The following is a 13,242-nucleotide window of genomic DNA, read 5'->3' as shown; positions in this document are numbered from 1 at the left end:
CGGAGAACGATTATGGCTTATCAATCGCAAGACATTATTCGCCGCTCCGCGACCAATGGTTTAACGCCGCCGCCGCAGGTGCGTGACCATCAACAGGAAGTGGCGAAGCTGATCGACGTAACGACTTGCATCGGCTGTAAAGGCTGCCAGGTCGCCTGTTCCGAGTGGAATGATATTCGGGAAGAACCCGGCACGAATATCGGGGTGTACGATAACCCGATCGATATGACCGCCAAAGCCTGGACGGTGATGCGCTTCTCGGAAGTGGAAGAGAACGGCAAGCTGGAGTGGCTGATCCGCAAAGATGGCTGTATGCACTGCGCCGATCCGGGCTGTCTGAAAGCCTGTCCGGCTGAAGGCGCCATCATTCAGTACGCTAACGGCATCGTCGATTTTCAGTCTGAGCACTGCATTGGCTGCGGCTACTGTATTGCGGGCTGTCCTTTCAATGTGCCGCGTCTGAACAAGGAAGATAACCGTGTTTACAAATGCACCCTGTGCGTCGATCGCGTGACCGCCGGCCAGGAACCTGCCTGCGTGAAAACCTGCCCTACCGGCGCTATCCACTTCGGCAGCAAAGCGGAGATGCAGCAGCTGGCGGCAGAGCGCGTCGATGAGCTGAAAACGCGCGGCTATCAAAATGCCGGTCTTTACGATCCGCCAGGCGTTGGCGGGACGCACGTGATGTACGTATTGCATCATGCCGACAAACCACAGCTTTATCACGGCCTGCCGGAAAATCCCTGTATCAGCCCGACGGTCAGTTTCTGGAAAGGGATTTGGAAACCGCTGGCGGCTATTGGCTTCGCGGCGACGTTTGCCGGTTCGCTCTTCCATTACGTGGGGGTCGGCCCGAACCGTGTCAAAGAAGATGAGGATGACGCTCAGCAAGAAAAAGAGGATCGGAAATGATGAAAAAACGCGACCTGATCGTGCGTTACAGCGCACCGGAACGCATCAATCACTGGATTGTGGCGTTCTGCTTTATGTTCGCCGCCGTTAGCGGCCTGGGCTTTTTCTTCCCATCGTTTAACTGGCTGTTAAATCTGCTCGGCACACCGCAGCTGGCGCGCATTCTGCATCCCTTTATCGGCGTTGCGATGTTCCTCGCCTTTATGCTGATGTTTTTCCGCTACTGGAAGCACAACCTGGTTAACCGTGACGACCTCGATTGGGCAAAAAATATCCATAAAGTTGCCATGAATGAGGAGGTCGGCGATACCGGCCGTTATAATTTTGGGCAGAAGTGTGTATTCTGGGCTGCTATCATCAGTCTGCTGCTGCTGCTGGCGAGTGGTATTGTCATCTGGCGTCCTTACTTTGCCGCTGCCTTTCCCATTCCGCTGATTCGGCTGGCCTTACTGGTGCATTCGCTGGCGGCGGTGGGCCTGATCGTGGTGATTATGGTGCATATTTATGCCGCGCTGTGGGTCAAAGGCACGCTAACCGCCATGGTGGAAGGTTGGGTAACGCCGCTGTGGGCAAAGCAGCACCATCCGCGCTGGTATCGTGCTGTGCGTGAACAGCAGAGCCAACCGACAAAACAGGAAAAACGTCCCTGATGACTATTCGCATCATCCCGCAAGAACAGCTGGAGAAGAGCGACAAAACCACGGCGGATATGATTCCGCCGTTACTTTTCCCCAGGCTGAAAAATTTATACAGCCGCCGGAGCGCGCGTCTGCGCCAGCTGGCGGAAAAAAATCCGCTGGGCGACTATCTGCGCTTTGCCGCTTTTATTGCCGAAGCGCAGGAAATCGTGCTTTACGATCATCCGCTGCATATGGACCTTCATGCCCGCCTGGTAGAGACCGCCGCCAGCGGGAAGCCGCCGCTGGATATTCACACCTTATCGCGCGATCCTCACTGGCAGCGTCTGCTGCATTCGCTGATTGCCGAACTGAAGCCGGAGATGACCGGTCAGGCGCTGGCGGTGCTGGAGAACCTGGAAAAAACCTCGGCGCCGGAACTGGATGCTTTGGCCTCTGCCCTGCTGGAGCATGATTTCGCTCAGGTAAGCAGCGACAAAGCGCCCTTTATCTGGGCGGCGCTGTCGGTTTACTGGGCGCAAATGGCGGCGTTGATCCCCGGCAAGGCGCGCGCTGAGTATGGCGAACAGCGACAGTTTTGCCCGGTTTGCAACAGCGTGCCGGTATCCAGCGTGGTGCATATGGGCACCCAGGGCGGCGGCCTGCGTTATCTGCACTGCAACCTGTGCGAAAGCGAATGGTATGTACTGCGCGCCAAATGCACTAACTGCGAACAGACGCGCGATTTGCACTATTGGTCGCTGGAGAACGAGCAGGCGGCGATCAAAGCGGAAAGTTGCGGCGACTGCGGCACCTACCTGAAAATGCTGTGGCAGGAGAAGGATCCGGCGGTTGAGCCGGTGGCGGACGATCTCGCCTCGCTGATTCTGGATGCGCGCATGGAGCAGGAAGGCTTTGCCCGCAGCAGCCTTAACCCGTTTTTGTTTCCCGGTACCGATTAAATGCTTACGGTCAGGCCACGGTAAAGGGTCTGGCCATTTTAACTATTCGCTGGCAGGAAATGACCCTTATGAAGCTTATCGGCAATTACACCAGCCCCTATGTGCGTAAGATTTCCGTGATAATGCTGGAAAAGGGCCTGACTTTTGAGTTTGTTAACGAATCACCCTGGACCGAAGAGAGTCAGGTTCCACAGTACAATCCGTTAGGCAAAGTTCCGGCGCTGGTCGATGATCACGGTGAGTGCTGGTATAACTCGTCGATTATCGCCGCACGGCTGGAAACCCTGCCTCAGGCGCCAAAACTGTTGCCGGAAGAGGCGTTTTCGGCGGTCAAGGTCAGGCAGCTGGAAACGCTGGCCGATGGTATCTGCGATGCGGCGCTGATTATCGTACGTGAGCAGCTACGCCCGATCGAACAGCAGTCGCCGGAGGAAATGCTGCGCCAGCGCCATAAAATCCAGCGCGGGCTGGATGCCCTGGAGCGCGAAGCGGCAAGCCAAACCTGGCTGAACGGCGAACAGATCAATCTGGCGGATATCGCTGCCGCCTGCGCTATTGGCTATCTTAATTTTCGCCATGTGGCGCCGAGCTGGTGCGTTAATCGCCCGGCGCTGGTGAAGCTGGTAGAAAAAATGTTTCAGCGCGAAAGTTTTGCCCGTACGGTGCCGCCCGCCGCTGCGCACATTGCCTGATTAAATCATTGCGCCCCGGTACAAACAGCCTCAATACGCGGTGAACAGGCAGTCGCTTACGCCGGGCAACCCGTAAGGATGGCCCGGCGTGATTCATCGCAAAAGCGCGGTTACTGCAGCAGGGAGATATCCGCTACCTGCAGGAACAGCTGACGCAGCTTCGCCAGCAGCGTCAGGCGGTTAATACGCACCGCCGGATCTTCAGCGTTCACCATCACTTTATCGAAGAAGTTATCCACTGCCTCGCGCAGCTGCGCCAGCTCGATCAGCGCATCCTGATAACGCCCTTCAGCGAACCACGGCTGCAGCTTGCTTTCCAGCGCGGTGACGAAGGTCGCCAGCTTGATCTCTTCATTCTCTTTCAGCAGCGACGCCTGCACGCTGCTATTCAGCGGCTCGGTGGCTTTTGCCAGAATGTTAGAGACGCGCTTGTTGGCGGCGGCCAGCGTTGCGGCATCCTCCAGCGTGCGGAAGTGCGAAACCGCCTTCATGCGCGCATCGAAATCGGCCGGGCGGGTTGGACGACGCGCCAGCACCGCCTGAATCGTATCGACGCTGTGGCCCTCTTCCTGATACCAGGTGCGGAAGCGACCCAGCATAAAGTCGATTACCTCATCCACTACCTTCTCGTTGCTCAGCTTGCTGCCATACAGGCGCACCGCTTCTTCAGTCAGGGTTTGCAGATCCAGCGGCAGATGCTTTTCAACAATGATACGCAGCACGCCCAGCGCGGCACGGCGCAGCGCAAACGGGTCTTTATCGCCTTTCGGATGCTGTCCAATGCCGAAGATGCCGGCCAGCGTATCCATCTTATCGGCGATCGCCAGCGCGCAGGCGACCGGGCTTGATGGCAGATCGTCGCCGGCGAAACGCGGCTGATACTGCTCATTCAGCGCCACGGCAACTTCTTCCGCTTCGCCGTCATGACGTGCGTAGTGCATGCCCATCACGCCCTGGGTGTCGGTAAACTCAAACACCATATTGGTCATCAGGTCGCACTTGGAGAGCAGGCCGGCACGGGTCGCCATGTTGACGTCAGCACCGATCTGGGCGGCAATCCAGCCCGCCAGCGCCTGAATGCGGTCAGTCTTATCGCGCAGCGTGCCCAGCTGCTGCTGGAACAGTACGGTTTCCAGACGCGGCAGGTTATCTTCCAGACGCTTTTTGCGGTCGGTATTAAAGAAGAATTCGGCATCGGCCAGACGCGGACGCACCACCTTCTCATTACCGGCGATAATCTGCTGCGGATCGCTCGATTCTACGTTAGCGACAAAGATAAAGTGCGGCAGCAGTTTGCCGTCGTTGCCGTAAACCGGGAAATATTTCTGATCGCCTTTCATGGTGTAGACCAGCGCTTCTGCCGGCACCGCGAGGAATTTTTCCTCAAAGGTAGCGGTTAGCACCACCGGCCATTCCACCAGTGAGGTTACCTCTTCCAGCAGGCTGTCGCTCAGATCCGGGTTGCCGCCGATCTGACGTGCCGCCGCTTCGGCGTCCGCTTTGATTTTGGCTTTACGCGCGTCGTAATCCGCCATCACTTTGCCGCGCGTCTCCAGAATCTCCGGATATTGGTCGGCGTGATCGATGGTGAACTCTGGCTCGCCCATAAAGCGATGTCCGCGCAGCGTGCGGCCTGATTCGATACCTAAAATGGTGGCCGGAATCAGCTCGTCGCCCAGCAGCAGGGTAACGGTATGCACCGGACGCACAAACTGCACGTCGCTGTCGCCCCAACGCATCAGCTTCGGCACCGGCAGCTTAGCCAGCGCCGCGGCGATCATGCCCGGCAGCAGTTTTTGCGCGCTTTCGCCCTGCACCTGAGCGCGATACATCAGCCATTCGCCCTTGTCGGTTTTCAGGCGCTCGGCCTGATCGACGGTGATACCACAGCCGCGCGCCCAGCCTTCAGCCGCTTTGGTCGGCGCGCCGCTGGCGTCAAAAGCCGCGGCGATCGCCGGGCCGCGTTTTTCGATTTCGCGATCCGGCTGAGCCGCGCTCAGATTGGCGACCTTCAGCGCCAGACGGCGCGGCGCGGCGTACCACGTCACCTCGCCGTGAGCGAGGCCGGCGCTATCCAGTTCAGCGGTCAGCTGAGCGGCAAAAGATTCCGCCAGGTTGCGTAGCGCCTTGGGTGGCAGCTCTTCGGTGCCGATTTCCACCAGAAAAGTTTTGTCAGTCATGGCTGCCTCTTATTTGTTGTTATTGCACATCGGGAAGCCCAGCGCCTCGCGGGAGGCGTAGTAGGCTTCAGCCACGGCTTTGGTCAGGGTGCGAATGCGCAGAATATAACGCTGACGTTCAGTAACCGAGATCGCTTTGCGGGCATCCAGCAGGTTAAAGCTGTGCGCCGCTTTTAGAATGCGCTCGTAGGCCGGCAGCGGCAGCGGTTTTTCCAGCGCCAGCAGCTTCTGCGCCTCTTTTTCATACTGCTCGAAGCAGGTGAAAAGGAAATCTACGTCGGCATATTCGAAGTTATAGGTGGACTGCTCCACTTCGTTCTGATGGAACACGTCACCGTAGGTGGTTTTACCCAGCGGGCCGTCGCTCCAGACCAGATCGTAAACGCTGTCAACGCCCTGGATATACATCGCCAGACGCTCCAGGCCGTAGGTGATTTCGCCGGTAACCGGTTTGCACTCCAGGCCGCCAACCTGCTGGAAATAGGTGAACTGCGTCACCTCCATGCCGTTCAGCCAGACTTCCCAACCGAGACCCCAGGCGCCCAGCGTCGGGTTTTCCCAGTTATCTTCCACGAAGCGGATATCGTGAACGCCAGGATCGATGCCCAGCTCTTTCAGCGAGCCAAGATAGAGCTCCTGAATGTTGTCCGGCGACGGCTTAATGATCACCTGGAACTGGTAATAGTGCTGCAGACGGTTCGGGTTTTCCCCGTAGCGCCCGTCGGTAGGACGGCGTGAAGGCTGCACATAGGCAGCGGCGATAGGCTCCGGGCCCAGCGCTCGCAGGCAGGTCATCGGGTGAGAAGTGCCAGCGCCTACTTCCATGTCCAGCGGTTGAACGATGGTGCAGCCCTGACGCGCCCAGTAATCCTGCAAGGTCAGGATCAGGCCCTGAAAGGTCTTGGTATCAAACTTTTGCATGTTGAATTCGCACGCGATACGGGTGAGTTAAAAAAGTGTGCGTCAGTATACCCTTTGACCGGGCGTTATGCAGCCTGTGATCTCGTCTGGCTGCCGCTTTGTTTCATTAGGGTTCAAAGACGGACGACGGGCGGGTGAAATCTGAATCCAACGGGCGGAAAGTTGTTGAAGCGCGGTGGCCTGGCTACCCTGATAAGCGTAAGTGCTCGCTTTATGAGGAAAAAATGTCGGCGCAAAAGATTGGCTGGATAGATAATTTACGTGCGGTGGCCTGCCTGATGGTCATCATGATTCATACCACCACCTGGTATATCACTAACAGCGGTCAGGTCGCGGAATCCGCCTGGGATAGCGCAAATTTGCTGAATTCCACGTCGCGCGTCTGCGTTCCGCTATTCTTTATGATTTCCGGCTACCTGTTTTTTGGCGAACGCAGCGCGCAGCCGCGCCACTTTCTGCGCATTGTGCTCTGCCTACTGTTTTACAGCGCCGTGGCGCTGCTCTATATCACCCTGCTAACGCCGATCAGCGAGACGCTCTCGCTGCTGCATCTGTTGCAAAAACCGGTTTTTTATCACCTGTGGTTTTTCTTTGCGATTATCACTATCTATCTGTTCTCGCCGCTGATTCAGGTGAAACCCATCACGGCGCGCTACGTCATCATCATGGTGCTGGTGGCAGCGGTGCTGGCGAACCCCAATACCGCCGACCAGGCGACCGGCCGCTTTCAATGGCTGCCGATTAACCTCTATATCAGCGGCGACAGCATCTATTATCTGCTGTATGCCCTGCTGGGCCGCGCGCTTGGCACCATGCATACCGAACGGCGCGGCGTAAGCTGGCTGGCGGCGCTGCTGTTTATCGTCTGCGTGGCGGGCATCTCAGTCGGTACCAAAAAAGAGCTGCATATTAACGGCGCTTTCTCCGATCTCTGGTATCTCTACTGCGGGCCGCTGGTGTTTATCGGCGCGCTGAGCCTGTTTGTGCTGTTTAAAAACTGCCTGAGCCAGCCGCTGCCGGCACTGGCGCTGATCTCACGCAATTCTCTGCCGATCTACGGCTTTCACGCGCTGTTTATCCACTTTATGCGGACACACTATCTGGATCATAAGCAGTGGCCGCTGCTGGATATCGCGCTGGTTTTCAGCGTTACGCTGGCGGGCAGCCTGCTGCTGGCGCTGGCGCTGCGCCGCCTCGATCGGCGCCATCTGGTGAGTTAAGCAGACTATTTTTTCTGGCTGAGCGTTAGCCCGACATCGCCGCCCGGATGTACCGCCAGCAGCGTCTGATGCGAATAGCCGCTTTCGCTCATCAGACAGGCGCAGGCCGCATCGAATATCGCCAGCACCAGAACAATTGAGGTGGTGGCGAGCATATTTAGCGGATCGGCCTCGCGCTGCACGCCGGTTGAGATAACCAGCCGGGCGGCGCGGGCAATCGCCGACGCGGGATTTTCAGTTACGCTGATCAAGGGCACCTTTTTCGCCGCCAGTGCAGGCAGCAGCCGGGTCAGTTCATCAGAGTTGCCGCCGCGCGAGAGCATAATCATCAGATCGTCGCCGTCTAAAAAGCCGAGATCGCCATGAGCGGCATCGGTGGCGTTAAGGTAAATGGCCGGACGCTCGACGCAGGCCAGCATGTGGGCGATTTTCCGCGCCGCAATGCCCGATGTGCCCACGCCCGTCACCACTATCTTCCCTTTACAGCCGCGCAGCTCTGCCAGCAATGCTGCCCAGAGCGGCTCGGTTAAATGCTGCTCCAGCGCATTCAGCGCTTCGCTGTAAAGGCGCCATACATCGGTGGCCTGCTGCCATGAAGGGTTCATGCGCCCTCCTGCATCAGCTGACGGTACTTCATATGGTCCTGATACATCTCATGAAATACCTGATACTTGCGATCGTAGTAGCGCTTGATGTGGTTAGTCTGCGGCGTAACCGTTTTACCGATACGGCTCATTAGCGACATCGCCTCCGGAAAGGAGTCGAAAACCCCTGCCGCAACGGTGCCCATCATGGCGCTACCCAGCAGCATCGCTTCGCTCTCTTCCGGCAACAGCATGGCGCAACCGGTGGCATTGGCGTGCTCCTGCACAAACACCGGATTTTTAGTGCCGCCGCCGCTGGCCATAATGGTATCGATGGCATAGCCGCTCTGGTTCATGGTTTCAATGATATGGCGCGTCCCCAGCGCGATAGCCTGAATCGTCGCCAGATAGTGCAGCGCCATATCTTCCGGCGTGCGTGACAACTTAAGCCCGCTAATGACACCGGTTAAGGTGGGGTTGGCACGCGGCGAGCGGTTGCCGTGAAAGTAAGGCAAGATATGAATATCCCGCGTCAGGAAGGCGATATTTTCCGGCTCGCCGGCCATTTTACGCAGCAGCGCATTGAGCAATTCGTAAATGGTTTGTCCCTGGGTTTTCGCCTGCGCCAGCAGGGATTCATAGCAGGGATGCGACTGAATAATATGATCGATTAACGCGCCGGTGGCCGACTGACCGCCCTCATTGAGCCAGTATTCCGGCAACACCGCCGAGTAGTATGGCCCCCAAACGCCGTTGATAAAACGCGGTTGCCTGGAGATAGCCATATGGCCCGTTGACGTGCCGCCAATCAGCGCGATGCGGCGATCGAAATCCGCGACCTCGCCGGAAACGCCGCAGGCACCGAGCGTGCCGAGCGTGCCGGCATGCGCATCGATAATCGACACGCTGACCGCCGTACCGGGGATCAGCCCCATTTCGCTGGCGGCACGCTGCGTCAATCCATATCCGAGCGGTTCCCCCATGGTTTTTACGTAACGGCCAATTTTTTCCGCATCGTGCTCCAGCAAATCCTCCAGCCCAATCTGGCGAAAATAGCTGGCGTCCCATTTATCTTCATGGCCCATATAGGTCCACTTACAGACGGTAGAGCAGAGCGAGCGCGTATCGTCACCCGTGGCGCGCCAGGTGAGAAAGTCCGGCAGATCAAAGTAGTAACCGGCGTTGGCCCAGGTGTTCGGCATATGCTGTTTCAGCCACAGCAGTTTCGGCGTCTGCATTTCCGGCGAGATAATGCCGCCGACATAATCCAGTACCCGATGATGCAGCGCATTAATACGATCGGCCTGGGTAATTGCCCGATGATCCATCCAGACGATAATATTCTGCTCGCTGCGCCCGGAAGGGCTGATGCTCAGCGGCTTCCCCTCTTTATCCAGCACTACCAGCGAGCAGGTCGCGTCAAATCCCAGCCCTTTCACCTGAATGGGATTAATATCCGCCTGGTTTACCGCATCGCGCACCGCATTACAGACCGCCTGCCAGATATTGTCGGAAGACTGCTCGACGAAATCAGCCTGCGGACGATAAATTTCAATCGCCCGGCTGGCCTGACCGACCATTCTACCATGCAGATCAAACACGCCAGCCCGGGCGCTTCCGGTTCCCACATCTACACCAATGAAGTAACTCGCCATATTTTTTCTCCTGAAATCAGGCTTTACGGTTCTGTAATGCGATAAAAAGAATGAGAACGGTGCCCCAGAGCGCCATCGTCAGATAACTGCTGATCCCCAGCAGGTTAAAACCGCTTTCCAGCATCTGTAGCACCACTAGCGCCAGCACCAGACCGACGATGCGGCCAAAACCGCCATCGGGGTTGATGCCGCCAAGCACCGACGCAAGAATGGTGACCAGCAGGTACGATTCGCCATAGCCGGCCTTCGCCGAATTGAATTTCGCCATCATCAAAATGGCGGCTACCCAGCCGAGCAGCGCAGAAATGACATACACCGCAATCTGCACGCGCACGGTATTCACACCGCTGTAGCGGGTCGCCTGTTCATTAGAGCCGACCAGGTAAATGCTGCGGCCCAGCGTGGTATGTTCCAGCAGCACCCACAGCAGCAGCGCCACCACCAGGAAGAGCAACAGCGCGACGGGAATGCCGACAACCGTCGCGTTGCCGAGGAACTGAATCGCCGCTGGAAAACCTGAAATCACCGTGCCGTCGGAAAGCAGGATATTCAGGCCGGAAATCAGCGTCATAGTGCCCAGCGTGGCGAGAATCGGCGAGACGCCGACCCAGGCGATCAGCGCCCCGTTCAGCGTGCCGATAGCGACTGCCACCGCCATCCCCGCCAGCAGCGCCAGCAGCAGAAACAGCGGGTTATCAGGATGGCTAACGATAATCGCCGCCATTACCAGCGAGCAGCTGTTAGCCCCGGCGATAATCGACAGGTTAATGCCGCCGGTTAGCATGGTTATGCCCATGCCCAACGCCAGCATGCCCAGGATCGGCAGCTGCGAGCCGATAGATTGAAAGTTGGCGACGCTAAAAAACCGGCCGCCCAGCAGCAGTGCGAAAGCCAGCGCAACCGCGATAATGATCACGCATTGCAGACGGATGATGGCATCACCGGGTAAAAATCTGGCGAATGGTTTCATCTCAAAGCTCCCTTGCAAGTTTGCGTTTTTCATTCCAGGCCGTGGCGCTGATACTGACCAGGATAATGGCGCCGCTGAATACAGTGTGCCAGTAAGAGGAGACGCTAAGCAGCGTCAGGCCGTTTTGCAAAAAGGCCAGCAGAACAACGCCCAGCAGGGTACCGGTCAGGGTACCGCGGCCGCCGGTCATGCTGGTGCCGCCCAGCACCACCGCCGCCAGTACCGTCAGCTCAAAGCCAAGCAGCGAGTTCGGCGCAACGGACTGGGTAATCTGCGCCTGTACCACGGCGGCGATCCCGGCGAGAATGCCCATATAGCCGTAGACGTAAAAATGCAGCTTTAGCAGGTTCAACCCCAGGCGCGAAGCTGCATCACGGTTGCCGCCCATCGCGTAGATCTGACGACCGAGACGGGTGTAGTTCATCAACAGCGCGGTAACAATAATCGTGCCCGCCAGGCACAACAGCGGCAGAGTAAGGCCATAGTCGTAGCCGTCGGCGGCGGTGAAGGAGAACCAGTTAATGCCATTCATAAACCAGTCCGGGAAGCCATACAGCCAGGTGCCTTTGGTGGCGTAGACCAACAGCCCGTAATAGACATTCAGCGTGGCGATGGTAATGATAATTGCCGGCACGCGCAGCCAGTAAACCAGAAAGCCGTTAACCAGCCCAAGCAGCAGCCCAACGGCGATAGACATCACCAGCGCCAGCGCGAAGTTGCCGCCGTGAGCGATGATCCAGCTTGCCATTACATACTGCGCAATGGCGGTGATGGCCGGAAACGAAATATCGATCCCGCCGGAAATCAGCACCACAAACAGGCCGCAGGCGAGGATGCCCAGGATGGCATAGCTGGTAGCGACATCCGTCAGGTTGCCCAGCGAGAGGAACTCATCAGTGCTGACGCTTAATCCAACGCCAAGCGCGATAACCAGCAGTCCAAGCCAGAACTCGTGCTGCCCGGCGATATGGGAAAGACGATTATTCATGGATCACCTCAACCACTTCAGCAATCTCCTGTTCCGTACAGCGATGAGGATTAAACTCCGCCACCAGTTCGCCGCGACGCATCACCAGCACGCGATGGCTGTTGTAATAAGCTTCCGGAATTTCATCGCAAATCATCAGCACCGCCAGCCCCTGCTCCGCCAGCTTGCGGGCAATCTGATAAATCCCCTCTTTGTTGGCGATATCCACGCCGACCGTAGGCGAATCGAGAATTAAGATGCGCGGGTCGGTGGCGACCCATTTAGCGATGGCTATCCTTTGCGCATTACCGCCGGAGAGGGTTTTCACCGGCAGGTGCGGATCGGAAACTTTGATATTCAGCTCGCCAATCAGATCGGCCACCAGCCTGCGCGCTTTGCGACGATCGAGCAGGCCGCTGCGGGTATGCAGCCGATCGAAGACCGTAACAAGGGTGTTGTCGTAGATCGACTGCTCCATGATCAGCCCCTGCGTCAGACGATCCTCTGAGACGTAGCCGATCCCATGCTTTATCGCATCACGGTTATTGCGCAGCGTGACCGCCCGGCCGTTAATGCGAATTTCTCCGCTCTCCGGCTGCGTCATGCCAAACAGGCTTAAACAGAGTTCAGTACGTCCGGCGCCCAGCAGGCCGACAATAGAGACAATCTCTCCACTACGCAGCGATAAGTTAATATTGTGGTATTTGCCTTTGCGGCTTAAGCCATGCAGTTCCAGCATCGGCGCCTGTTCGGCAGGCGGTTTTTCGGGGAGAGGGCTATAGTGGAAGCGTTGTCCTGTCATCAGGAACGCCAGTTCATGACTGTTCAGTTCCGCCGCTGGAAAAGTGCCGACCAGCTTGCCGTCACGCATGACGCTAATACGGTCCGCCACTTCCATCACTTCATCCAGACGGTGGCTGACAAACACCACGCAGATGCCAGCGGCTTTCAGTTCGTTAACCACCCTTAGCAGGCCGTTAACCTCTTGCCGCGTCAGGGAGGCGGTCGGTTCATCCATAATCACCAGACGGGCATCGGCGGCAATAGCGCGACAAATAGCCACCAGTTGGCGATCGGCAATAGAGAGTTTTTCGACTTTTTTATCCGGATCGAGCCTGACCCCAATGCGTTTCATCGCCGCCAGCGCCTGCTGTTTCATTGCGCCGCGACGCACCCAGATATCGCCGCCGGGCAGATAACGGTTAACCGCGATGTTCTCCGCCACGCTGAAGTTAGGGAACAGCGAAAGATCCTGGTAAATTACCTGAATGCCGTAATGGCTGGAGAGCTGTGGCGTCAGATGATGGAATAGTTTGCCATCCAGCAGCATGCGCGCCCCTTTTTCGGGATGATAAACCCCGGAGATCACTTTAATAATGGTGCTTTTACCGCAGCCGTTCTGCCCCGCCAGACAGTGAACTTCGCCTTTTTGCAGCGACAGGTTCACCTTATCCAGCGCCAGCACGCCGGGAAATTGCTTGCTGATATTCTCAAGAGTGATAAATGCGGTGGCGTCTGTCATTGACAATACCCCTGGAAGCGCCCATCCGGACGCTAAAATG

General features: G+C 57.3%; 12 protein-coding genes. 5 read left to right on the top strand and 7 right to left on the bottom strand.

All coding sequences use genetic code 11. From position 1 onward, the window contains the following. Nucleotides 1–12: 12 nt before the first annotated feature. The 4 genes from fdxH to K6958_RS00540 all read left to right on the top strand — a co-directional run bounded on the left by fdxH (nucleotide 13) and on the right by K6958_RS00540 (nucleotide 3,183). Complete coding sequence (gene fdxH / locus K6958_RS00555; protein ID WP_249892863.1) at nucleotides 13–912, top strand: formate dehydrogenase subunit beta; 900 nt, start codon at nucleotides 13–15, stop codon at nucleotides 910–912. Continuing rightward, nucleotides 912–1,562 carry a formate dehydrogenase cytochrome b556 subunit gene (fdoI, locus tag K6958_RS00550; protein ID WP_249894752.1) on the top strand — a complete coding sequence of 217 codons (651 nt, stop codon included), beginning with the start codon at nucleotides 912–914 and terminating at the stop codon, nucleotides 1,560–1,562. The genes fdxH and fdoI overlap by 1 nt, the downstream gene beginning before the upstream one ends. Next, nucleotides 1,562–2,491: a formate dehydrogenase accessory protein FdhE gene (gene fdhE, locus K6958_RS00545; RefSeq protein WP_249892862.1), complete on the top strand. Its 930-nt coding sequence runs from the start codon at nucleotides 1,562–1,564 to the stop codon at nucleotides 2,489–2,491. The genes fdoI and fdhE overlap by 1 nt, the downstream gene beginning before the upstream one ends. A gap of 68 nt (nucleotides 2,492–2,559) precedes the next feature. Next, complete coding sequence (locus K6958_RS00540) at nucleotides 2,560–3,183, top strand: glutathione S-transferase (RefSeq protein WP_249892861.1); 624 nt, start codon at nucleotides 2,560–2,562, stop codon at nucleotides 3,181–3,183. Between the two features lie 110 nt (nucleotides 3,184–3,293). Here K6958_RS00540 and glyS read toward each other — a convergent pair whose 3' ends face one another. Further along, a complete protein-coding gene (gene glyS, locus K6958_RS00535) occupies nucleotides 3,294–5,363 on the bottom strand; it encodes a glycine--tRNA ligase subunit beta (RefSeq protein ID WP_249892860.1) in 2,070 nt (689 codons plus the stop codon). A 9-nt stretch (nucleotides 5,364–5,372) separates the two neighbouring features. Further along, nucleotides 5,373–6,284: a glycine--tRNA ligase subunit alpha gene (gene glyQ / locus K6958_RS00530; RefSeq protein ID WP_249892859.1), complete on the bottom strand. Its 912-nt coding sequence runs from the start codon at nucleotides 6,282–6,284 to the stop codon at nucleotides 5,373–5,375. 224 nt (nucleotides 6,285–6,508) lie between these two features. Between glyQ and K6958_RS00525 the strand changes: the two genes are divergently transcribed. Further along, nucleotides 6,509–7,504: an acyltransferase gene (locus K6958_RS00525; protein ID WP_249892858.1), complete on the top strand. Its 996-nt coding sequence runs from the start codon at nucleotides 6,509–6,511 to the stop codon at nucleotides 7,502–7,504. Nucleotides 7,505–7,509: 5 nt separating this feature from the next. Here K6958_RS00525 and K6958_RS00520 read toward each other — a convergent pair whose 3' ends face one another. The 5 genes from K6958_RS00520 to K6958_RS00500 are packed head-to-tail and all read right to left on the bottom strand — an operon-like array spanning nucleotide 7,510 to nucleotide 13,202. Continuing rightward, nucleotides 7,510–8,109: a KpsF/GutQ family sugar-phosphate isomerase gene (locus tag K6958_RS00520; protein WP_249892857.1), complete on the bottom strand. Its 600-nt coding sequence runs from the start codon at nucleotides 8,107–8,109 to the stop codon at nucleotides 7,510–7,512. After that, on the bottom strand, nucleotides 8,106–9,743 hold the full coding sequence (locus K6958_RS00515) for an FGGY-family carbohydrate kinase (RefSeq protein WP_249892856.1): 1,638 nt from the start codon (nucleotides 9,741–9,743) through the stop codon (nucleotides 8,106–8,108). Before K6958_RS00515 ends, K6958_RS00520 begins: the two co-directional genes overlap by 4 nt. A 16-nt stretch (nucleotides 9,744–9,759) precedes the next feature. Next, a complete protein-coding gene (locus K6958_RS00510) occupies nucleotides 9,760–10,713 on the bottom strand; it encodes an ABC transporter permease (RefSeq protein WP_249892855.1) in 954 nt (317 codons plus the stop codon). A gap of 1 nt (nucleotide 10,714) precedes the next feature. Continuing rightward, the gene (locus K6958_RS00505) at nucleotides 10,715–11,701 is read right to left on the bottom strand and encodes an ABC transporter permease (RefSeq protein ID WP_249892854.1); all 987 of its coding nucleotides are present in this window, start codon (nucleotides 11,699–11,701) and stop codon (nucleotides 10,715–10,717) included. Further along, the gene (locus tag K6958_RS00500) at nucleotides 11,694–13,202 is read right to left on the bottom strand and encodes a sugar ABC transporter ATP-binding protein (protein ID WP_249892853.1); all 1,509 of its coding nucleotides are present in this window, start codon (nucleotides 13,200–13,202) and stop codon (nucleotides 11,694–11,696) included. The genes K6958_RS00505 and K6958_RS00500 overlap by 8 nt, the downstream gene beginning before the upstream one ends. Nucleotides 13,203–13,242 lie beyond the last annotated feature (40 nt).

Source organism: Mixta hanseatica (assembly GCF_023517775.1).
Classification (GTDB): Bacteria; Pseudomonadota; Gammaproteobacteria; order Enterobacterales; family Enterobacteriaceae; genus Mixta; species Mixta hanseatica.
This window is presented reverse-complemented; position numbering and strand designations above follow the sequence as displayed.

Excerpts from the sequence above, each read along its gene's own strand:
- K6958_RS00510 (WP_249892855.1), bottom strand. The coding sequence starts at position 10,713 with ATGAAACCATTCGCCAGATTTTTACCCGGTGATGCCATCATCCGTCTG.
- glyS (WP_249892860.1), bottom strand. The coding sequence starts at position 5,363 with ATGACTGACAAAACTTTTCTGGTGGAAATCGGCACCGAAGAGCTGCCA.
- K6958_RS00515 (WP_249892856.1), bottom strand. The coding sequence starts at position 9,743 with ATGGCGAGTTACTTCATTGGTGTAGATGTGGGAACCGGAAGCGCCCGG.
- K6958_RS00525 (WP_249892858.1), top strand. The coding sequence starts at position 6,509 with ATGTCGGCGCAAAAGATTGGCTGGATAGATAATTTACGTGCGGTGGCC.
- fdoI (WP_249894752.1), top strand. The coding sequence starts at position 912 with ATGAAAAAACGCGACCTGATCGTGCGTTACAGCGCACCGGAACGCATC.
- fdhE (WP_249892862.1), top strand. The coding sequence starts at position 1,562 with ATGACTATTCGCATCATCCCGCAAGAACAGCTGGAGAAGAGCGACAAA.
- fdxH (WP_249892863.1), top strand. The coding sequence starts at position 13 with ATGGCTTATCAATCGCAAGACATTATTCGCCGCTCCGCGACCAATGGT.
- K6958_RS00520 (WP_249892857.1), bottom strand. The coding sequence starts at position 8,109 with ATGAACCCTTCATGGCAGCAGGCCACCGATGTATGGCGCCTTTACAGC.
- K6958_RS00540 (WP_249892861.1), top strand. The coding sequence starts at position 2,560 with ATGAAGCTTATCGGCAATTACACCAGCCCCTATGTGCGTAAGATTTCC.
- glyQ (WP_249892859.1), bottom strand. The coding sequence starts at position 6,284 with ATGCAAAAGTTTGATACCAAGACCTTTCAGGGCCTGATCCTGACCTTG.
- K6958_RS00500 (WP_249892853.1), bottom strand. The coding sequence starts at position 13,202 with ATGACAGACGCCACCGCATTTATCACTCTTGAGAATATCAGCAAGCAA.
- K6958_RS00505 (WP_249892854.1), bottom strand. The coding sequence starts at position 11,701 with ATGAATAATCGTCTTTCCCATATCGCCGGGCAGCACGAGTTCTGGCTT.